The sequence below is a fragment of the Mesorhizobium sp. M5C.F.Cr.IN.023.01.1.1 genome, from assembly GCF_003997585.1.
Taxonomy (GTDB): Bacteria; Pseudomonadota; Alphaproteobacteria; order Rhizobiales; family Rhizobiaceae; genus Mesorhizobium; species Mesorhizobium wenxiniae.
In genome coordinates, this window is sequence record NZ_RZSU01000003.1 from 68,871 (window position 1) to 90,282 (window position 21,412).

Here is a 21,412-nt window from a genome sequence, read left to right on the forward strand (position 1 = left end):
GGCGAGCTCTATGTGGACGCCTGCTTCGACTGGACGAAATTGGCAATTTGGGTGATGGAGTTCAGGTTCTCCGGCACGAGTTCGTCAGGGGCGATTTCGATACCGCAGGATTTTTCCAGGTAGGCAACGAGCTTAAGCGTCGCCAACGAGTCGAGAATGCCGTCAGTTATCAGCTCCGTTGAATCCGTCAGATTCTCCGGCCTTTCACCGGGCAGAAATTCCTTCAATATGAAATCCTTGGCCATCGTCCTGATCTGGATCGCGTTCATTGTTCCTCCTCTTGTGGAGCAACCGCAAGGTTCAGGGGAACCAAATCCTGGTGTTGCTGCAGCATTTCGTAAAGCTTGTCGGCGACGAGCCGATGGCCGGCGGCGTTGGGGTGATCGTCCCAAGGTGCTACAAGAAGCGTCCGCCAGTCATACCCGTCATACACACCGGAAAGATCGAGAGCGTTAAAGCCAGCCTCGGCAGCGAGGCGCTTCTCCAGCTCGGTACTGGTCCTCTCGTCTGGTCTGGGTAGATAAATCCAAAAGACCCCGACCCCTTCTCGCTTCGCAGCTTCCACGATTCGAGAATAGATCGCACGCAGAACTCTGTCTCCGTAGGGCGTGAGCTTTCTTTGAAGTACCTCGAGGTCGGCACGGGGATCGATCCCGCTCTCGCGTACAATGTCGCGCACGAAGTCGTAGCGAAATGCGGAGCCATTCTGGATTGCTTTCCCGAGACGCTTTAGCGTTCGTCGAACAAGCGCGCTGTGCTCGAAGTAAAAGATGTACTTTGGTTTGAATGCGAGCACTCGATCCTCGATGATGGCCAGAATGTCCAGGGGAAGATAACCCCCAACGGCAAAGTTCAGCACCTCGTAGTGTCGATACCCGCTGTCGGCTGCCTGCGCATTCAGCCGTCGCTCCAACAGGCCCTCGAAAGTCTCGTCATCTGCGACGCCCTCGCCGAAGACATGCGAAGAGCCGACCATTGCGATTCGTGAGGTGCCGGGAGCAGGAATCTTTTCGTAGTCCTGATCTCGCATGCCCCAGCGGTTGATGTGGACCCGCGTTCCCTTAAAGTCTGCTTGGGAGAGTGGTCGCAGATAGGTCGTGGGAAGCGCACCCGTGAACTCGCTCAGCGGCGTCTTGTCCAAATTGCCCCAACCGTCGTGTCGTCGTTGGCCATAGACAATCCAGAGTTCTGGGTTAAATGCGCCGACATTGACGAGGTTCTCGTAGTAGCCGCGCTCCAGGTTCGCGTTGTCGCGGCTATTGAGATTCGGCGCTCTAATGTCGGCCATTGCGGTACTGACCGTCTCCCCGAGGCGATCGTGAACCACCGGGAGCGAGATCCAAACCGCGATCAACCCGCATACACCGACCGACGCAACCGACCGTCGGAAACTGTACTGGCGGTCGGCGCCGCCGCGCGCGAGCGCAAGCGCAGGAATGCCAATGATAGCTGCTACCGCGACCAGTACGAGGGCGGGCGTCATTTTGCCAGGGGCTTCCACGCCCACAGTATCGAAGACCGACAACCATTGCGGGACCGAGCTCGCGCTCCAAAACGACCAAAGGAGGCAGATGACGACGAATACCCCAATGGTCCGGCTCGCAGTTTGCAGCGCACCGTTCCAGCTTAGTGCCCCGCCACGCAGGCGCCGCGTGCGACCGTGCCGCATTTCATAGTGGGCGTTGATCGTCACAAGCACGGCCAGGATCATCCAGAAGAGGAAGTCGTTCCAGGTGAACACCCAGGTGCCACGTAACCAGAACCACTGATAATTGTGCAGCAGCCAAGTCGCGAGGAACGCGAGGAGGGTCGCGCTGACCAGCGCTACGCTCTCTCCCCAGCGTCGAAAACGAAAATACAACGGGTAGTATACAATTTTCATTATGAAATCCTTCCAGTATATGTTTATTCGACGCCAGAAATCTGTGAAACTTGAGGAGAGAAAGTACAGATTATGGGTTTCTGGAAGGTTGAATCCAAATAAATGCAAAATCCCGGTGATTATGTGAAAAGTCCCTGAAACCTTCAGATAAAGTAAAAACGGCCATATGACAAATTGCAAAAGCTCAATCTGATTGTGTACGTCCGCAGCATCGATCACAAACCGCTGGTACACGATACGGTAGCATATTAAATGGATAGCGCCGCGAAACATCCACTGAACACCTGTTTGATAAATATAATGCCGGTCAGCATTGTAGTAGCTGCTACGGAAAGTTCTAAAATCTACGACCGGAAAGAGCGGGAAGCACACGTTCGGCAACATGAAAAAATACGCGAGACGTTCCGAAACCGTCGCCATCCTCTGGTCACGCCGCATTTCATACGCATAGACAATGAGACGGAACATGAACATTGAAGCGAGCACGGGCCAGACGGCGCGCGTCCACGGGATCGCAATCCAGTCCATTCGTGCGGCGGCGAGCCCGCAGCCGGCGCCAACCAGCGCCAGCACTCTCCATCCAAAAGCGATCGGTAGGTGGACAATTCCGATCAGTACGAGCCCAATGGCGACGATCCAGGCGGCATCGATGAGGCCCTCAAATCTCCAGTGGTGCCAATTGGGCCCCACGTTCGCGAAAACTGCGGCGATAGCCGCGAACGAGAGCAGCACGAAAAACGGCAGCCGGTAACGCTGCGGCAGGAAGTAGTGCACGCACCAGCCGGCGAGGGCAACAAGCAGGACGCGGACTAGCGCAGTAGTCTCGAGCCTGAGGAGATAGACCAGCGCGATGAAGAGGGCCAGCTCGCCGGCTATGGCGGACCAAGCCAGTATGCTTCTCGACTCGGTCCCCGTAGGATCCGCCGACCAGGGAAGAGACAATGTCTTGATCGAATGCACGGTCGCGCGCCTCAATCAGCTGCCGGCGGACATCGACAGGAAGTCGCTTTGGGGCACGCGAAAGATCCGCAAGCTGCTGGTCCCCCTCCCATGGCTCCCATCCCTGACGGGCAAAGCGCCCGGTCCTTGGAGCGTTGCCTTAACTTCTTTGAACGAGTCCGGTTCCGCGCAAACGCAGAAGTCCCAAGTGTATCAGAAACAAATCGCTCCGCTGTGCCCGGGGTAACAGCGACCCCGTCTCCAGATTGGAAGCCGATTCCGAATGGGGTCGATCTGCCCACAAGCCGCGCCGCGAGCCGAACGCCGATGGCCGCCGACGCCCTATCTGCCGTGGCCATCTTAATCGGGAACGCTCGAGCACGTTTCGCCGAGTTCGCGGCACTTCCCGCCGAGGCAAAGGCGCAACTCACCGTCCTGGGCGATGACCAATGCCGCGCCACTTTCGAGGAACAGGCAGCTCGGTTGGGCCTTTCCAGCAGGGTCACATTCGCCGGCGCGGTCGAAGATGTCTTTCCCTTCTGCTGGACGCTGATTTCTATCTTTCGACCCCGGTGTCGGAAGGCATGTCAACGCCCTGCAACCAGCCTCTCTTCCTTGAGGATCGTTGCATGGATTCCCTTTGGCGAACGGGCATGCGAGTCTGATGCATCCGCACAGGAATTTTCTTCACCGTTTCGCCGATGCGAGCCAATCGAGACCAAGCGAGCCCTGTCGATCTTGAACCGCCTGTCCCGAGAAACGCTGGAATCTGTCTTTTGAGTCTGTCTTTTGAGCCAAAGGCTCACAGCGCCACAGGAACGCCGCGCGCGTTTTTAGCCGTCGGGGCATCAGCGGGGCGTCCGCCACCCATGCGCGGGCTCTATTGGATCTGCTTGACCTCTGGACAGGAAGCTCCGAGCTGTATCGCGATCATGACCTCATTCCCAAAGCCAGCAAGCTCGGCACATTCGTCGATCGTTAAGCAGCCATTTTCAGGCCATACTTCGTATACCGACAATAATGATGAGCTGCGTCATGAACGCCAAGGAGAAATGGAGTGCTCAGGATCAAAATACCTCACGGCATCCGGTACTTCACGCTGTCAAAAAGTCCGATCCATCGCCTTTGTGCGCGTAGTATCTTTCTCCAAACCGCACGCTGAGCTTCGCCAGAAACGTACTATTGCGTTCTGCAGGCAAATGGTTGAACGGCTTGAGTTCCGATCCAATCTCAGATGTTTTCCTTAGCATCGCAAGGCCGGTACTACCGAAGTCTACCGTCATCTGAAGCTGGTCTAAGTTGTCGTAGAAAATGCTCTGAACTACATAAAAAATCCTTCGGTTAGCAATCTCAATTTGGGGATTGTCCTTCCTTCGCCCTCGCATATATGGGTTCGGATCAATGTCATCGAAGCAGATTGTGCCTCCTTTTCGAACCAGGCTGAACCACGTATACACTTCATTCAACACGTGTTCTGGCGTGTGCAGACTATCGACATAGACTAAATCGATTCCATCCTGCAGAATGGGCGCTTTGTTTAGGATGGTCTTGCGATCTGTGGAGTCTGCCTGAACAAAGGTCCAGCGACAGCTAACTGCCGCACTTGAGCAATCTCGGATATCGACCGAGACCAGGTTGCCGCCGTTCTTCTCGCAGGCAGCAAGAATCATTTTAGTGGCCTGCCCCCGATCCGTCCCAAGTTCTAGAAATGTGCCATTCGGTCGCGCAGCCGCTGCGTCGTACAGCCGAACCAATTGCAGGGCTGCAATGGCCGCCTCACCGCACGATTGGGTCCGCTCCTGGGTTGCTCTAAGATATGAGATAAGGTCCATTTTTGTCCTTCCTCGCCAAAGCTGATCGTGTAGTCACAGCGCTACGATCGTTTAAACTGGCGATCCGTTGGACCTTCGCCGCGCAACGAGTCCGGTTCCGCGCAAACGCAGAAGTACCAGTACATAAGCGTATCAGAAATAAATCGCTCCGCTGTGCCCGGGGTAACAGCGACCCCGTCTCTAAGATTGGAAGCCGATTCCGAATGGGATCGATCTGCCCCACAAGCCGCGCCGCGAACCGAACGCCGATGGCAGCCGACGCTCTATCTGCCTTGGCCGCCTTCGATCCGAGCAACATGATCGATGCGATCGAGGCGAAGAGCCTTATTGCAGATGATGCACCGACCGGGAAGAAGCTCCGAGTACCCCTTCAAGCGACCGTGACAGTCGTGTGTAGTGTTGCATCGCATTTTCTACAATCACGGGGTTAATAACCTCGCTACCGTCGCGTACGATCTTTTGTATGGCGCCTGGAAATAGAAACAGAAAAAGCAGCTTGTGAATATCCCCGATTCTCCAGAAAAAAGAGGATCGGTTGATACGCTTGTACAAGAGTTTTGTTTTCTCCGCTCCCGAATATGCAATACATGGCACGCCGTAGCTCATTGCAATTACGCCAAAGTGCAGTCGAGTGGTAATCAGCAGATCAAGCGAAGACGCCTCGCCACATGCATCTTCCACGTCAGTTAAAATTTTGCTGCTGCAATTATCTTGTGTCAGGTTGGCGCAAAATGCTCCGAAATGCCCATCTTTTTTTGGATTGATTTCATAGAAAATGAAATCAATATCTTTGCGAATTCGTGTTACAATCTGCAGTATGCGTTTTGCCAACCGAGACCGACGGGACGAACCAAGGTAGATATTGAGCCCCACACGTAGACGCGAGCGCCCTTTGTCATATCTACTTCCAGAAATTCTGCGGGAGGTCGTCCATACGACATCATCCAAGAACTCGCCTTCGGTGTTCGCTTGTGCAAGGAGTTTTAGATCCTCGCGATTTCTCAGTGTTACATAGTTTAGGCGCCTTATAAGTTCTTGGCGTGCAACGGGTACAATTTCATCGATGTCTTTTCCTGCGCCTCCTATGGAAAAGGCAAATAGCTTGATAGATTTTTCTTTAGTGTATTCTAGAATGAGCCCAAGATCATCGTTGAAATCCTGCACAATTTCGGATGGTTGCTGCCTCGGGATAAGTAATCCACCTCCCCCAAATATAACTACATCGACCGAATCGATAAATTCTTTGACATCAGAGCATATCTTAACGCCCCAATCCATTTTATCGGAGCGCCGCTTCGCATAAACTATTGGATCATGCCCATCATCTTTTACACGCTTGGAAAAAAGATAGGCCATGACATTGTCGCCGAGATTCTGATAGCTGTAAAAGCCAAATATCCCGACCCGGAGAACCGGCGTCATGCTGCGCTCCTCTGAAGTGCTCGGCGCTCGGGCTTATGGGCGAACGGGGAGCGACTACTTTTTTGAACGAGTCTGGTTCCGATTCGAATTTCGCGCACACGCGATAGGGCAGAAGTATTGGTACAAGGTATACCACAAAAAATCACTCCGCTGTGCCCGGGGTAACAGCGGCAGTTCTCTGAGACGTTTAAATCCAACAAGTTAGATCTGATCGACTGGAAGCCGTTGGAATAACCCTCCTTACGGACTGTAAGTGCTGGCCCAAGAAGGAAGGCAACACTTAGGACTCGGGGTTCATCTCCATACGGCATGCACCCACCGGGGCGTGGCATGTCACTCCAATGCAGTAGCGCCGATATCGGGACACATGGACCAAAAGCGCGGCTGGGCGTGGGAACGCACCCAACGGATAAATTCAGCGCGATCGGTGTGGCGACATGAAAGTACAGGGTGCGGAAGGCAAGATTGAGTTGGGGCGTCGACTGCGTATCGCTCATGTCATCACCCGTCTCATCAATGGCGGTGCTGATGAGAATACTGTCCATTCCTGCAATTGGGCCGCGCAAAGGGGGCATGATGTTGTCCTGCTGCATGGCGAGACGGTCCAGCCGGAAATCATAGCTAAAGTGGACCCGCGGGTGGAACTCATTGGCGTCCCGGGCCTGACTCGCTCCATTTCGCCTGTCTCCGACCTGAGGGCATTGTTGGCGCTCACCCGGAGATTCCGCGCCTTGAATGCCGACATCGTGCATACGCATACCAGCAAGGCAGGCATTCTCGGGCGTCTCGCCGCATGGGCGGCGGGCGTTCCAGCGATCGTTCATGGCGTGCATATCGTGCCTTTTGTCAATGTCGGCGTCGCCGAGCGGTTTGCTTATCTCGCCTTGGAAAGGCTGGCAGCGCCGATCACCAGCGCGTTCATCAGTGTGAGCGAGGGCATCCGCGACTTATGCTTGAGTGCAGGAGTGGGACATCCAGACAAACATTATGTCGTCCAATCCGGATTCGATCTCGATCGTTTTCGCAACGCCGGTCCGCCCGACGGTTGGCGCAATTTGTTGCGCTTGACCCCGGACGCGCCGCGCCCGTCCGTGCTCTTGATGATCGCGGCTTTCGAGCCACGCAAGCGACACACGGAATTTCTGGACGCTTTCAACAAAGTCGCCGCCCGGTTCCACGACGCGGTGCTTGTGCTCGCGGGCGACGGGCCGCTTCGCTCGACCGTGGAATCGCGGGCCAAGCAGCTTGGGCTCGAGCGGCAAGTGATCTTTACCGGTTATCGGGACGACCCCGAGCGGCTGATCGCGCTCGCGGATCTCTGCCTGCTCTGTTCCATGCGGGAGGGATTGCCCCGCGTGGTCATGCAATATCTCGCCGGTGGCAAGCCTTGCGTCGCTTGCGATCTGCCAGGTCTTCGCGAAGTGCTCCGCCCTGGTATCAACGGTGTGATTACACCCCCGGACGATTTGGCAGCCATGGCCGACGCCATTGCCGCCCTCCTGGAGAATCGTGCAAGACTGGCCTGCCTCGCCCAAGGTGCCGCCGCGGCGACGGATCTTTCGAACTGGGACGTCAAGCTGGTGGGCAAGCGGACCGATGCCATTTACCGGGAGGCTCTTGACCAGCATCGGGCAAGCAAGGGAGTGTCAACAACACCTCCTGCCCGAAATGTGGCGCTTCCGCGGTGAACGGTGCAGCCTATGGTTTGACGGTGATCGGGCAGCTTGCCGGATTGGTTAGCGGTGCAAACTTTGCCGATTTCGGAGATGAGGTGGAGTGCGTCGATCTGGACGACAAGGGGATCGATGCGCTGAAAGGCAGTGAGATGCCAAAGAGGCATCTTCTTTTTTGCACAGGGGACGGGGTTGTAATCTTGGTGGCCGCCTTGGCTCCAGGAACGCTATCCGGCGGATTGATATGATTGAAGCAGAAGTTGCCTCCGCTTATCCGACGAAGACCCCGCGAGCCGAAGCTCTTCCCAGCATACGTGTTCTGCTCGTGCTCCCAACCTATTTTCCTGAGTCATATGGCGGCGGCGAACAACAGGCGCGGCGATTTGCTCGGGCACTGGTTGAGAGCGGCGTTTCCGCAACCGTTTTGGCACCCAGACTGTCGCACTCGACCCCGAAACGGTCCGCCATCGACGGGGTCCCTATCCATCGCCTTCGTTTGCGCGCGGCTCCGTATTTGGGCGGGCGCCATATGCTGTCGTTCCTGTCGTGGTGTGTTCAGGTTTTGATCTGGATGCTGCGCCGTCGCGACGAATTCGATGTCGTACATATCATCCATGCCCGTCTTCACGCTGTTCCGGCGGCATTGGCAGGAGCCCTCCTGCGCAAACCGGTTCTCGCAAAATTGGCCCGGGGCGGACGGTGTTTCGATCTCGACGTTGTGCGCGAAAAGAAGATCATCGGTCGCTGGGCGTCCGCCTTGATTAAACGTCACGTCACGGCCTTCATGGCCAATAGCCGCCAAATCGCTAATGATCTGAAGAGACACGGCATCGACGCAGATCGCATTCATATGGTTCCGAATGGGATCGATCTGCCCCGCAAGCCGCACCGCGACCCGAGCGTCGATGGCAGCCGACGCTTTATCTGCCTTGGCCGTCTCGATCCGGAAAAATGCGTCGAGCACATGATCGATGCGTTCGCGGCACTTCCCGCCGACGCAAAGGCGCAACTCACCATCCTGGGCGATGGCCAGTGCCGCGTCCCTCTCGAGGAACAGGCGGCCCGGTTGGGCCTTTCCGGCAAGGTCACATTCGCCGGGGCGGTCGAAGATGTGTTTCCCTTTCTGTGGGAGGCTGATTTCTATCTTTCCACCTCGGCGTCGGAAGGCATGTCAAACGCCCTGCTCGAGGCCATGAGCTGCGGCGTGGTGCCGATCGTCACCGATGTCAGCGGTGCGTCCGACGTTGTGGAGCATGAGCGCAGCGGCTTCTTGGCTCGCTCGCAGGTGGAGTATTGCGGACTCCTTCGTCGCGCGCTCGGCCTATCGGAAGCCGAGCGCGATGATATGGCGCGGCGCGCAGTACAAACAGTCACTGCGCGATTCAGCATGGAAAGCGTCGCAACACGGCAAATGAGGTTGTATGCCACTCTTGTGGGACACTGCCACCCAGGTCGTGAGGCGATAGGTTTTTAAGGAGCAACCCCGAAGCCGGCCCAAGCAATGACGACTATTGATGCCGGAGAGCGGCGCTGAACGAGATTCTTGATCGACTACAACGCAGCAAAGAGGCCAAGTAATTAGCCATGACGGTCGACTTTCGCGAAAAGCTGAGCTTCGTGGCCAGGGAAAAGTGCCCTGGATGCGGCCGCTGCCATAATGACTTAGGTTATGAAGCGATGGAGAAAACGGTGAGCGCCTGAGGGATCCACCCCGCGAGGCGTTGGGCGAGAAAATAGCTCATGAGGTTGGAGCACGCTTGCATGCACTGAAGCGTGGCAGTCCAATTGGACAGTCCGGAGCAGGTCAACTTGGACGAGGTAACTGGACATAAAAACCTGACACGAAGGGCAGCCAACGGCCTCTCGTGGTCGGGTGCCACATTGCTGGCCCGAACCTTTTTGAATGTCCTGGTCACGGCCGTTCTCGCGCGCCTGCTTTCCCCACAGGAGTACGGCGTTGCCGGCGTTGCGCTGATCATCGCAGCCGTCGGCAATAACATTGCCAATCTCGGCATGTCGCAAGTCCTGGTCCAGCGACGGGACGTCGACGAGCGCCATATCGGAACCGTAGTTTTCTTGTCCATGATAATCGCTGCCATTCTCGGCTTGCTTCAATGGGTGTTTGCACCGCAGATTGCCGATTTTCTTCATGTGCCGGAATTGGTCCTCATTTCGCGCCTCCTTGCGGTGATGATGGTCGCCAACGCGTTCAATCTGACCGCAGAGGCTATTTTGTCGCGGCACCTGAAATTCAGAATATCCTCCACAGCGAGTCTGGTCGCTTGGATTGCTTCCCATGTCGGGCTTGCCATTCCGCTCGCCTATTTTGGACTCAGCTATTGGGCCTTGGTGGTCGCGTATATGGCCGAGGCATTGATCCTGGCCAGCATCTATTTCTTCATCGCCAGGGACTATCTTGTGAGGCCCAGTTTCGACATGCAGTCCTATCGTGATATCCGCGGACCGAGCCTAGGCTATTCGCTGGCTGGTATATCATCCGTCACCGCCAAATATATCGATAATGTCATTGTCGCGCGGTTGATCGGCACTGCAGAACTGGGCATTTACTCGCGAGCGTATTATCTGATTGCTATGCCAGCAAATCTGTTCGGCAATCTGAACAAGAGCGTGATTTTCCCGCTCCTGTCGAAGGTTCATCACGACAAGGCCAAGCTATGCAGCGCTCAACTCAAGGGGTATGCTTTGACGGCGGCGCTTGCTCTACCGACTAGCGCATTTCTATGTTGTTTCGCCAAAGAGATTGTTCTGACAACCCTCGGCCAGAAATGGACGGATGCCGTCGCTCCCGTTATCATATTCTCTGCAGTAATTTATTTCCGCGTGGGTTACAGAGTGTGCGCAGCCGTGACGCTTGCGACGGGCCAAAGTTACCGAATGGCCTCCATGCAGATCATTTACATGGCCCTTGTCGCTTCATTCGCGTTCTTCTCGGCGCCCTACGGCGTGAACGCAGTGGCCTTTTCAGTGTCCGGCGCCATTGCGACGAGTTTCTTCCTCTATGCGGCGATGACTTGTCGGATGACGGGATTATCAGCTCTGGATTTCGCGCTCGTCCATGCGCCGCCTGTCGCATTCGCCGCTGTGGTGTTCGCCACCGGCTCGGCGGTCAAAATGCTGCTTGCCGGATCGCCCGACTATCTTGTGCTCGCGACCGGACTTCTCGTTATAGGTACATTGTCCGTTGTCACTGTCTATCTGAGAGCGTCGCTACTCTTCGGAAAACATGGTGCGGAAGTCTTGCAGACTCTAACATCCAAGAAAACGAAATGGATTAGATTTGCATAGCCAACGATACCCTGCACACTCGGCGCCTCTCCGACTGCCCATCCGACGATTTGGAATGCGCAATCACATCATATAAGTACGGGCATTGGAGACACAGTCGGTGGCCTTGAGACGGTTGGCCTCCTTGACGAGGAGGCGATTGCCGATTTTCTCTCACCGGAACGGCTGCTCCTCCAAGCCGTTAACCGCACAAAGTCAGAAATTATCACCTCCATAATCGAACAATTCCGCGGTTGCGCGGGTGCCTTCCCAAATCCGCTGTCGTGCTGAATGATCGAGGCGGGCAACCGCTCGGGTGTTGACGTCTGATGCGATGTGATCGGATGCTTCGTCCAATTTTATCCGCAGCTTTTCGCCAGTTGCGGCGTCTGCGTTTGCCTTTCGCGCCGTCCCAAATGATTTAACCTTAAACCTGATCTTTCCGTCCTCCGCTGCCGCTATGCCGAGCGCGTGGTAAAGGCTTCTAACAAACGCATCCGGTGATTGGATCAAATCCTCGAATCGAAGCGATAGCGCATCACGCCTCCTCGAGGCTTTGAACATCAGGCTAGTCACATCATTGTACCATTTGATCGCGCTCGCTTCGCTGAGACCGCTGCGTATCAGCCCTTCGCACATCGGCAATGGATGCCGCGTAAGCACAAGGTTCCGCGCTTCCATAAAGCCGCGCGCAATCGCGTCGTCGAATGCGATGTAGTAGTCCATCACCTTCAAAACGACGTAGCGTGCTTGGGCCTTTTCGTTGCGTTCCCCAGGGAGGACGGTCTCGGCAGTCGCTGCGCGCATATGCCGCCAAAAGACGGGAACAGATGCCCAGTTGACGGCCCCGCCAATATGGCACGCAGCCTTGCGCAGCTTGTGGAAACGTCCGAACACTCCCACATGCCATTCGTACTTTGGCATCAACACATCCGGCGAACTGCCGATGATATTCCAGACAATGCTTGACCCACCTCGGCCAAAGCAATTCAATAGAAGTGCATTGGGCGGAAGAGCCTTGCCCGGCCTAGTGAGAGGCGAAGCATCGATCCTGTCGGCGGTCTGCATCTGCTTTCTCCGTTATAGCATCAGGCGCGACACACTTTCCCTGGCTGTCGTTGAAAGGCTAAACCGAAACCTATGATATGCTGCGGAGCTTGTGAGGAGAAGCGCGATATTAAGAAGTCACATCCCGAAACCAGCGATTATTGGCACACGACAATGACCAACCAACTTTCTCGCCGGGACCTGGCGCGGGCCGCATGCGCCGCCCTTGTGCTGAGGGCATCGGGTCGCCTGGGGCGGGACGCTCGCGCCGCCGGTCCGGCGCAAGGCTCGCAGCCGAACGCTCACTCCTGGCATCCTGGTCTGTTCCCGGAAATGATTGTGAAATCCTGGTTTCAGGAGGATCTGGCCGAAGGCGAAGTCTCCTCGTGGCAATCGGGCGGCGTGAAGCCGGTGGCTGCGATGCAAGCCGAGCCCTCCCTGCGCCCGACAAAGCTTCCGAATAACGGCGGCGTTCTCTTCAAGAAGGGCACGAAACAGGCATTGACTTGGCCCGCCGATAACGATTCCCCGTATCTTCACCGCTGGTGGTTGGTGATCGCCCGGTGCAATTCGGCAGTCAACGCCGACGCGAATAACGTTTCCGTTCTTTGCGTCAATGGCGCGGAGGGTGGCCCGGTGCATCGCCAGCCCCAGGTCTGTTTCAAGCCCTCGGCCGGCACATTCGTTTCGCGGCTCCATGACGGCAAGCTCAAGAGCGAGGAAGGGCTATGCTCGACGGATTTTGGCGACTGGAATGTCATGGTCGGGTACCGCCGCGGATTCGTGACGCAGGCTGTGGTGAATGGGATCAACACGGCCGGCCAGACGATTTATGCATTGGCACCCAACCGGATGAAATCGCAGAGCTTCATGGGCGATGTGAACAATCCGATGAGGGCAGATGTCGCGATCGACTGCGTCATCATCGGACAAAGCGAACTAAATGACTCCCAGATCGACAGGCTAATGGGATGGGGCATGTGGCGCGTCGGCCGGCAATCCGCCCTGCCCGGCGATCATCCCTATCGCCAGAGCCCTCCTTCAGCTGTGGATGCGAACGACAAACCGGCACGTTATGCGTTCGATTCAGCCTCGTGGGCGTCCTGGGCAGCCATCGGCGATGAGCGATATGCTCATCGTGGTGAGGCGGCGCCCCCGATCCGCGCTTACACAACGGTTTTTTTTGACGACTTCGAATCCAACTCGGTTGTCGATGATTTCACAGGCGCGCAAAGCAGCATCTGGTATGCGCCGACCCATCTGACGACCGTTGGTGTTGACGCCGCTACCCCGCCGATCTCGGCGTCGCCCTCCTCCTATGTGCACGACGCCACCAGCCACACGCTGGCGCTCCGGCTCTTGCATAAGGGCCGTTGGAGAACAGGTGCGTTCTCTTCCGTGAACAACAATGGCCAAGGGCGGTGTTGGGGAAAGGGGATCTTTGAGATCCGCGCCAGACTGCCGAAGATACTCGCGCCCCGCCCTGGATTTTTCCCTGCTTTCTGGGCGTATGGGAAGGAGCATCTATTCTGGCGGACGCGCAATCGTCTTGAGACGGACTTTTGGGAATATGACGGTCTCAATGGGGCCTATATCAACATCAGCCAGCACGTGCACAAACCCAGACTCGGCTATGCAGATCCACATATCACGCCACGTGACGTGCGCCGGAAAATCGCCGGCTATCAAGTCGATCCATCAAGTGGTTTTCCTAGCACGATCGACGTATACGATGGCGAATTTCATACGTGGTATGCGCAGATCGAAGATGATTATACTTATTTCGTGATCGACGGCTATGAAGTGGCGCGCGTTCCGACGACACCGGAGCTCGCAGTAAAAAAATACATCATCGTGGATTTCGCTTACGATAAAAAAAAGGGGCGCGCTCAACCGGACCCGTCGCAGACGTATGACATGGTGATTGACTATATAAGGGTCCGGCAGACGGAAACGGAACTGGCTAGGGTCCCGACGGGCTTCAGCGCAGTGCCGGCCTTCTCGGGCCGGGCTTCACCGGGCCAGGCGCTGACCGTCGTACCGAACGTTATTGCGTCGCAAATAGAATGTCTATGGTATCGTGACGGCGTTCCGATCGTGGGCGAAACTGGCACAAGTTATGAGCTCAGCTCGCGGGATGTCGGGCATAAGATTCGCTGCCATGTTCGCGCGGTTTCTGTGCTCGACCAGCCAGAAGCCTGGACCCCGGAGAGCGAGACCGTCGGCTAGAACGTATCGACTGCGCGACACCAGGATGCGTCATCACTCTCGTCGGACTGCTGACGAGCTCTGCCACCAGTAAGCCTCCCCGCAGCCGAGGAGGGTGAGTTTTCCCAACAGGCGGAAACCTCTTCGATATGCGATTGCCACAGCGGGCGGAACGATGGGGTCGTCGGCTGGAGCAGCGTGAAGTGTTTCTCCGCGGGCTGGCACTGAATCCAACAAGTTCTGTTTCCGGGAAAGAGAACGTGCTAAAAGAATATCGCGCCGCGAGGGGGCTGAGATGCGTTATCTCCTCACATTCGCGATACTGAGCCTCTTCCTGCCAATCAGGCTCGAGACGGGTCTTGTATTGCTGCGTCCGTTCGAGCTGATCGCATTGCTGATGCTTTTTTTTGGCCTGGCGACGGGGCGTTGGCGAAATTTGGCTTTTTCAGCCGGTTTTCTACTGCTCCTGCCCTTCTTGGGCTGGCACATGGTCTCGGCCTTCAGCGTCAACCCAGAGAACGGCCTGCGCGAGCTGTTGCAGATGTCCACCGTGGGCGCCTTTGCGTTCGCCATCGCACAGGAGGCTAGATGGCTCGAGACGCAGAAGGCCGTCAACATCTTGCTTTTCGGCATGATGCTGATACTCGCCTATACGATCACCTGGCATGTCGCCCATGGCTACTTGGTCGGTTGGAAGCATCTGGTCGATCCGAGGCTCGCGTTCACCTTCCTTCCAATTGCGCTCGCAGGGCTCCTCCTCTTCGTCAACCGGGGCAAGCGGCGCACCCTTTGGTTGGTATGGGTAGGGATACTTCCCCTGCTCCTGCTATCCGGGGAACGCAAGGCGTTTTTGATCTACTTCTTTCTGACCGCCGCGCTTCTGATGCGCGGCCGGCTCGCTGCGATGGTGCCAGCGATCGCCGCTGGCTTCGTGGCACTTTTCGTGCTGTCGACCACGATCAATAACGCCTATGTCGAGAAGCAAATGCAGACCATTCTCGATCCGCTGAGCATGGGGCAATACGAATATCTGGCCGCGAAGGGGAAATATGCACCCGGAGACACCCCGAGCAATGTACAGCGCGCGTTTGCTTTCACCCTGTCCAGACAACTCATCTCCGAATATCCACTGATGGGCGTGGGTACGAACCAATTCAAGAATATTATCGAGACGGATTTCAGCGAACTTCCTGACGAGTTGCAGCTTGGGATACATGGCGAGTTTCAACGTATCCTCACCGAGAACGGCATCATTGGGCTCAGCCTCTATGTTCTCATATGGATTGCTGCATGGTTTCGCTTAAGCCGTACTCTAAGCCGGGCGCTTTCTCTCGGATTGATCGGAGCGGTCCAGGCACGGCTTCTGCCCCTCGTGCTCCTTGTTCCCTGCGCCTTTTACGTTGGAACAGAAGCCTCCGGCACACGAGCTTTCGTTACGCTGAGTCTTGTCTCGCTCCTGCCTGAATTGACGCGGCACGGGCTTTGCCTATCATTGCACAGGATGCCGAGGAGCCATCCCAGGGGCATGAGACATCCTCGATTTCTCGCGAGCCCCTTGCCAGGAAACACGAGATGAGTGTTTCGGTTATCATGACATGTCACAATGAAGAACGCTTCATCGTGCAGGCAGTGGAAAGCGTGATTAATCAGACGGCGTCGAGCCACATCAAAGAGATCATCATTGTCAATGATGGCTCGAAGGACGGCTCGTCGGAAGTGATTGCATCGCTGGGTCGCAGGGAACCGCGCGCACATGTCCTGACGACGGCGGGGATCGGGCTTCCATCGGCGAGGAATCTTGCCATCAGACATGCTGCTGGCGATCTTATTGCAATTCTCGACGGCGATGACTTCTGGGCCGAGGACAAGCTTGAACGTCAATTAGCCGTCTTGGGCAATGGCTGCAAGGCAGGTCTTGTCTATGGCGATTTTGTCGATTTTTCCGCTCCGGATCTGTCCGATGCTCTACACGTCGCCGTGCGCCGCTATCGCGCGGACCAGTGCGATACGCTGCCGACATATTTTCTGCTTGATGGGCCGATTATTCCTTCCAGTATGGTTATGCGGCGGGAGATGGTCGAAGATATCGGCGTATTCAACGAGGCATTCAGGGCTGGAGAGGATACAGAGTTTTGTCTGCGCGCAGCCGAGCGTTGGACATTTCAACATGTGGCCGGAGCACTCGTCTATAAACGGCGCCATGGCTCGAACATAACCCGCAGACTCGACGCGCTTCTGCCGATAGGCGAAGGCCTCACGCGAGAATGGGCCATCCGACGGCCGGAACTTGCGCACCTCGCGCGTCGGCGCAACGCGCGTTTGTACGCAAAGGCGGGCAATGATTGCGTGGCTCAAGGCGAAACGAAACGCGGAGCGCGCTTGCTCATTCGCGCGATGTGGCACGATCCATTGTCATGGCGGGTGTACGTTTACTTTTTTCTTTGCGCCCTGCCGAGGGGCATGGATCCGCAGGTGCGCCGTGCAGCCAAGCTATTGTTCTACCGCGCCTTGCGCAAAGACTTTGCTGACAGCTCTTAAAGATGCTGGCGGAATGGCGAGAGTTCGAGCATCTCAGGCGGCAGCCCTGGAAATCCTTCCGTAGCGATTATTCTGTACCGCGACGGCAGGACCATAACGGAGGCGAAATCAGAGCTCTCCGATGCGCAAACGACCGACTATCCGGTTTTGCTTCCCGGTTCGCGCGATGAAGGCGGCAGCACTCGCCGGGTTTTGATTCCACCGCGTTCTGCAAGCCAACGGCGTTGAAGCCACGTTGTCGATGCAGCATCGATCGCTGCGTCCCGTCCCCGGAGGCGGGCCAAGAACGCACCATCCAGGCCAGTATATTCGATCTGTACGCCCCAGAGCGATACCGCAAGGAGCGCGCTCGGCGGCATTGTTAACAAAGGCGTCAACGAGCTCGAACATGTATCGGTGCAGCTCGCCGAGCTTGATAAAACTCTCGCCAAACAATCGCTCAAGGATCACGAGCTCTCCGGTTGATGACGCTACCGGGCGGACTTCCGTGGTTGCTTCAACAATCCTTTCATCGTTTGGCGATATTCATTGGTTCCCGACTCCGGAAAAGCTGAGCAGCTACTTTGGCCTCGGGCTCAGCCCATTCAGCTCCGGAAACGTCGCGCCTGCACAGGTTGCCCAGTCGAAGGTGCGTGCCCGTGATTTGGCAAGAGCACCGTCGCGCTCACGCAGTTCTGCATTGGCCACATAGGTTGCTATCGCGCGGGCCATCGCGTTCACGTCCTCCGGGGGCACCAGCACACCAGTGGAGCCCATGACCTCGGGTATGCCGCCGACGGCCGTCGCTATCGAAGGACATCCTTGCGCACCGGCCTCAACCAACACTAGCCCGAAGCCCTCGATCTTTCCCTGTAGCTCTCGTGCGAACAATGTGTGGCACGCCGCACGGCGGTATAAGCGCTTTAAGTCGTCGTCGGACAGCCTACCGGTAGCGATCACTGGAACACGAGCTCGTGCCGCTTCATCCAATATCTTTGAGGCATAGGCCTGATCTTCGGCCCGTCCAGCCATCACAAAGATCGGATTGTCTAATCCGTATTCATCGCGCGCGCTCGCGATAGCCCGGACAGTTTCCAACTGGCCCTTCCGAGGCTCGATACGTCCGACTGCGCAAATGACGCTTGCAGCTTGTGGTACAGCTGCAAGTTGCGGGTGTTCAAAATTCCCATGGATTGGCTGAAACCACATGGGATCCACGCCGAGATACGTGACGACACCCTTCCGGGGCATTCCAAAACTTTCGGAAAAGATCCGCAGGGTCGCATGTGAGTTGGCGAAAACGACATCTGCTCCTTCGTAGGCGCGGCGTACAAACCGAAAAAGGATGGAATCGGTCCTGAATTTGCTGACTTCGCTGCCATGAATCATCGCTCGATACGCTCTGCGATGGAACGGTCGTAGCACAAATGTCACAAGTACACTGCGTATGTCGGCGGCCAAAAACAACCTGTCCTTAGGAACGTTGCGCAGAATAGAAAGCGCCCGCAGCGCCCCGAATGGAGAAATTTGATGATGCCGCAGAATGCGATGGGTATCCGGCTCCTGGGGAACGGCAGGAAGATCAGGATAGGCAGGCGCTATGACGGTCGCAGCGTGGCCACCAGCACGAACGATGTCGACCAACCGTCCGGCGTATGTTCCGATGCCACCAGGAAATGGAGGATATTCGAACGTCATCAGGATGATGCCGTGCGGAGGCTGAGATATCATGGGTCAAGAACTCCCAATGCCGCCCGCCTCGCCTTTAGCCGATATGAGGGGATACTGTAGGCGGGCCGACAGAACAGTCCCGCGATGATCAGCGATGCCATGCTCTGCAATTGCATGCGTTCAACTGATCCGCGAATCGCAGAAAACCGGGCCGCTTCGCTACTGTCGCCAAGCAACTTTGGTTTCCCAGTTTGCGCGCCCGATCTAATAGACGCCACGTAACGGTTGCGAGCCCGCGGCGCCGGGCTGCGTGCGTGGCGCGCTCCATTCAGCCCCTCGGCGTCAACCCGCAGCAGATCCTCCATCGCCGTGATGCCTGCGGTCAGGCAGAAGCGCTCGAAGCTTGCTTCCAAAGCTTGCCAAGCCTACTCAACTTCCTGCCAGACATCAGCAATCCGTTCTTGCTATGCTTTCTCATGGCGTTGCTCTCCTTCGTGGAATCAGCACCCCGAGCCTACTGGCCCAAGGCGGGTAATGCTGCCCTTTCTGGTTCAAGAGCGACCGGGACCCCCTGGATACATTCGCAAGACGACCTAACAACTTTTTCGCTGCCGCGCATCGTGACGAGCCAATAGTGTACAATTGCGATCTTCACGAGACCCCTCTGTTCAATATGCCTGCTCCACAACTAGGCCTGGTAATACCGATGATAACGTTCACTGTAAAATTCGGCGCTGCCGAATTTTTGGTACCGCTTGATTCTTTTGATATCGACCTTGTTGAGCAGAACGCCGATGCATTTATCCGCCAGGGTCGGGTTGTTGTCGAGGATTTCGCGCACGAATGTACGAGCGGTCACACCCCATTCAACAACCAGAACAAGGCCGTCGAGGTGCTGGATAAAGGACCTCACGTCCGCGACTGGAGCCAACGGGGGCAAATCAACGACAACGTAATTGAACATAGGGCCCACCTTGAGTAGAAAGTCGCCCATTTTCTCGATAGGCTGCACGGTGTTTGCGAGCTTTTGTTGGCTCTGGTTCACGCCGGGCAGGAACCTCAATGGCAATGACTGATGGGCCAGCACGTCTCTCGGATTGAGTTCTCCAGCCAACAAGTTGGCCACGCCTCGTTCCCAGCCGTTGGCTAACATAGGGGACAATCCAGGATTGTGGATATCAGCATCGATCAACAATGTCTTACAACGCTGCATAGCAAGAACCATCGCTAAATTAGCAGCGACCAGAGACTTCCCTTCTCCCGGGAGGCAAGAGACGATGCCGAGCGCCTTGGTGCTCTTCCTTGGTAACTCGACGTCAACAGCGACTTTCACAGTTCGCATCGCTTCGGCGAATTCCGAGCGCGGATGTTGTTCTACCCAGTTGAAAGCGCTGTTCCCCACCTCGATGAATGGCGGCTCTCCGGCAGCACGATCGTGCTGGTTTCGCCGAATTGGCTTCCCGTCCAGCAAAGGGATCATTCCGAGCGTCTGAAGTCCGAGCTCATCGCGCACTTGAGCCGTCGTGCGGAAAAAGCGCTCACGGTACTCCCGAATTCCGCCCACACCGGCGCCAACCATGCCGCCGAGCAAGACGCAGAACGCCAACGTAAGACTGCTGTTCGGAGAACTCGGTCTGCCGGGGTATGGTGCCTCCGAGATAGTCCGCGCCTCCGTCAACGCTATCGAAAGGTTCTGCAGGCTCGCTTGGTACTGCTGCAGAACCTGTTCATATTGCGACTTGAGAGAGGACGCCTCAAGTTCGAGCTGGCGCAAGGTAACCAGCGTCTCCTTGGTCAGCGTATTGTCTGTTCGGAACCTGTGGATTGCGAGCTCGGCATCAACCGATCGCTTCCGCACCGTCTCGAGCTCTTCCGCCAGTGCGCTGCGAGCTCGGATAATCGACTCGTCTTTGGCTCCGACTTGGTCAGCGATATAGATTTCTGCATATTTACTGGCTATTTTTTGCGCCATTTCGGGGCTAGGCGACCGAAATTGGACTTGCAGAATGTAAGAATCTCCTACGCGATCTACCGTTATATTCTCAGCCAGAATGCCAAATGCCTGCCATCGAGGATCGGATCCTCGCGCGGCACTCGATTTCACCGGCGCTCCACTTGCTTCGGAACTGCCGATGAATGGCCAAAACAACCGAGCGACCGATCCTGTGAGACTGTTGAGCAATGAATATGGTGCTGACAAGAAAGAGTGATCGGTAGCAAGACCGAGGCTGTCAACGACCTTTAGCCCGATGCGGTCGGACCGCAACAATTCGACCTGACTCAGCATCATCGGGTCAAGCGGTGCGGAGCTTCCGCTCTCTGTTAACTTCGTCACGACGGATGGCTGGTTCTTGTCGATCAGGATTCTGGCGGTCGACTCGTACAAGGGCACCTCAGCCCAAAGATACGCCAGCCCCAGCACAAGTCCTGCGAGCGCGCATGTAAGGACGAACCTCAACTGCCGTTGCGCTGCCGCCACGAGTGTTTCGAGATCAATCGTTCCCCACTGAGGATCGCCGAATGTGAAGGCAGAATCCGGGTGCTTTTCAACTTCGCGGAGCATAAGCCTTCAAACCCGTGGGATGAGACTGGCAGCGCATTGGTAATGGCAAACACCATACCACATTATCTGACTAAATGTCTGCAAATTCAGTATCGACGCCCGCGGAGCACAGGCACACCGCTCGGGGCGGGCATCAGCCCGCTCTTCGTCAAAGGCGCAACTCCTAGCCTCATGCTATAAACGAAACCTCACGCGGCCCATGGTCCGACTGCCGCAATTCCGCTGCATGTCGTAAGCTCCAACTGAAGGAAGAAATTGAGTCGTGTTGCCAAATGGCAAAACATCTGAGCAAGAGATTCCGGGCTCCGGTTGAGCCTGTCCTGCGGGAAACAGGAATGGCTCGTCGATCACAGACGCGCGCTAACGATCACCG

At 56.3% G+C, this 21,412-nt stretch carries 15 protein-coding genes; 8 read left to right on the top strand and 7 right to left on the bottom strand.

Annotated elements, in window-relative coordinates:
- Positions 1 to 8: 8 nt before the first annotated feature.
- Positions 9 to 269 carry an acyl carrier protein gene (locus tag EOA78_RS02230; protein ID WP_206523335.1) on the bottom strand — a complete coding sequence of 87 codons (261 nt, stop codon included), beginning with the start codon at positions 267 to 269 and terminating at the stop codon, positions 9 to 11.
- Entirely contained in the window at positions 266 to 2,842 is a 2,577-nt protein-coding gene (locus tag EOA78_RS02235; RefSeq protein WP_127313676.1) for an SGNH/GDSL hydrolase family protein, read from the bottom strand. Before EOA78_RS02235 ends, EOA78_RS02230 begins: the two co-directional genes overlap by 4 nt.
- Positions 2,843 to 3,148: 306 nt before the next feature.
- Here EOA78_RS02235 and EOA78_RS02240 point away from each other — a divergent pair, with 306 nt between their 5' ends.
- The gene (locus EOA78_RS02240; protein WP_127313677.1) at positions 3,149 to 3,601 is read left to right on the top strand and encodes a hypothetical protein; all 453 of its coding nucleotides are present in this window, start codon (positions 3,149 to 3,151) and stop codon (positions 3,599 to 3,601) included.
- A 314-nt stretch (positions 3,602 to 3,915) separates the two neighbouring features.
- On the opposite strand, the gene EOA78_RS02245 is transcribed toward EOA78_RS02240, so the two are convergent.
- Positions 3,916 to 4,653, bottom strand: coding sequence for a class I SAM-dependent methyltransferase (locus tag EOA78_RS02245; protein WP_127313678.1), 738 nt, complete (start codon positions 4,651 to 4,653; stop codon positions 3,916 to 3,918).
- 324 nt (positions 4,654 to 4,977) lie between these two features.
- On the bottom strand, positions 4,978 to 6,075 hold the full coding sequence (locus tag EOA78_RS02250) for a polysaccharide pyruvyl transferase family protein (RefSeq protein WP_127313679.1): 1,098 nt from the start codon (positions 6,073 to 6,075) through the stop codon (positions 4,978 to 4,980).
- 437 nt (positions 6,076 to 6,512) lie between these two features.
- Between EOA78_RS02250 and EOA78_RS02255 the strand changes: the two genes are divergently transcribed.
- From EOA78_RS02255 to EOA78_RS02270, 4 genes are all read left to right on the top strand, one after another.
- On the top strand, positions 6,513 to 7,763 hold the full coding sequence (locus tag EOA78_RS02255; protein WP_127313680.1) for a glycosyltransferase: 1,251 nt from the start codon (positions 6,513 to 6,515) through the stop codon (positions 7,761 to 7,763).
- Complete coding sequence (locus EOA78_RS02260; RefSeq protein WP_127313681.1) at positions 7,760 to 7,996, top strand: hypothetical protein; 237 nt, start codon at positions 7,760 to 7,762, stop codon at positions 7,994 to 7,996. The genes EOA78_RS02255 and EOA78_RS02260 overlap by 4 nt, the downstream gene beginning before the upstream one ends.
- Complete coding sequence (locus EOA78_RS02265) at positions 7,993 to 9,222, top strand: glycosyltransferase (RefSeq protein WP_127313682.1); 1,230 nt, start codon at positions 7,993 to 7,995, stop codon at positions 9,220 to 9,222. The genes EOA78_RS02260 and EOA78_RS02265 overlap by 4 nt, the downstream gene beginning before the upstream one ends.
- A gap of 335 nt (positions 9,223 to 9,557) precedes the next feature.
- Positions 9,558 to 11,054, top strand: coding sequence for a lipopolysaccharide biosynthesis protein (locus tag EOA78_RS02270; RefSeq protein WP_164783604.1), 1,497 nt, complete (start codon positions 9,558 to 9,560; stop codon positions 11,052 to 11,054).
- Between the two features lie 195 nt (positions 11,055 to 11,249).
- Here EOA78_RS02270 and EOA78_RS02275 read toward each other — a convergent pair whose 3' ends face one another.
- A complete protein-coding gene (locus tag EOA78_RS02275) occupies positions 11,250 to 12,101 on the bottom strand; it encodes a sulfotransferase (protein ID WP_127313684.1) in 852 nt (283 codons plus the stop codon).
- A 153-nt stretch (positions 12,102 to 12,254) separates the two neighbouring features.
- Between EOA78_RS02275 and EOA78_RS02280 the strand changes: the two genes are divergently transcribed.
- The 3 genes from EOA78_RS02280 to EOA78_RS02290 all read left to right on the top strand — a co-directional run bounded on the left by EOA78_RS02280 (position 12,255) and on the right by EOA78_RS02290 (position 16,826).
- Positions 12,255 to 14,309, top strand: a complete 2,055-nt coding sequence (locus EOA78_RS02280) for a hypothetical protein (RefSeq protein WP_127313685.1) — start codon at positions 12,255 to 12,257, stop codon at positions 14,307 to 14,309.
- Positions 14,310 to 14,583: 274 nt separating this feature from the next.
- Positions 14,584 to 15,864 carry an O-antigen ligase family protein gene (locus tag EOA78_RS02285; protein WP_127313686.1) on the top strand — a complete coding sequence of 427 codons (1,281 nt, stop codon included), beginning with the start codon at positions 14,584 to 14,586 and terminating at the stop codon, positions 15,862 to 15,864.
- Positions 15,861 to 16,826: a glycosyltransferase family 2 protein gene (locus EOA78_RS02290; protein WP_127313687.1), complete on the top strand. Its 966-nt coding sequence runs from the start codon at positions 15,861 to 15,863 to the stop codon at positions 16,824 to 16,826. The genes EOA78_RS02285 and EOA78_RS02290 overlap by 4 nt, the downstream gene beginning before the upstream one ends.
- 558 nt (positions 16,827 to 17,384) lie before the next feature.
- On the opposite strand, the gene EOA78_RS02300 is transcribed toward EOA78_RS02290, so the two are convergent.
- On the bottom strand, positions 17,385 to 18,503 hold the full coding sequence (locus tag EOA78_RS02300; RefSeq protein ID WP_164783606.1) for a glycosyltransferase family 4 protein: 1,119 nt from the start codon (positions 18,501 to 18,503) through the stop codon (positions 17,385 to 17,387).
- Between the two features lie 661 nt (positions 18,504 to 19,164).
- On the bottom strand, positions 19,165 to 21,039 hold the full coding sequence (locus EOA78_RS02305; protein WP_127313690.1) for a Wzz/FepE/Etk N-terminal domain-containing protein: 1,875 nt from the start codon (positions 21,037 to 21,039) through the stop codon (positions 19,165 to 19,167).
- Positions 21,040 to 21,412 lie beyond the last annotated feature (373 nt).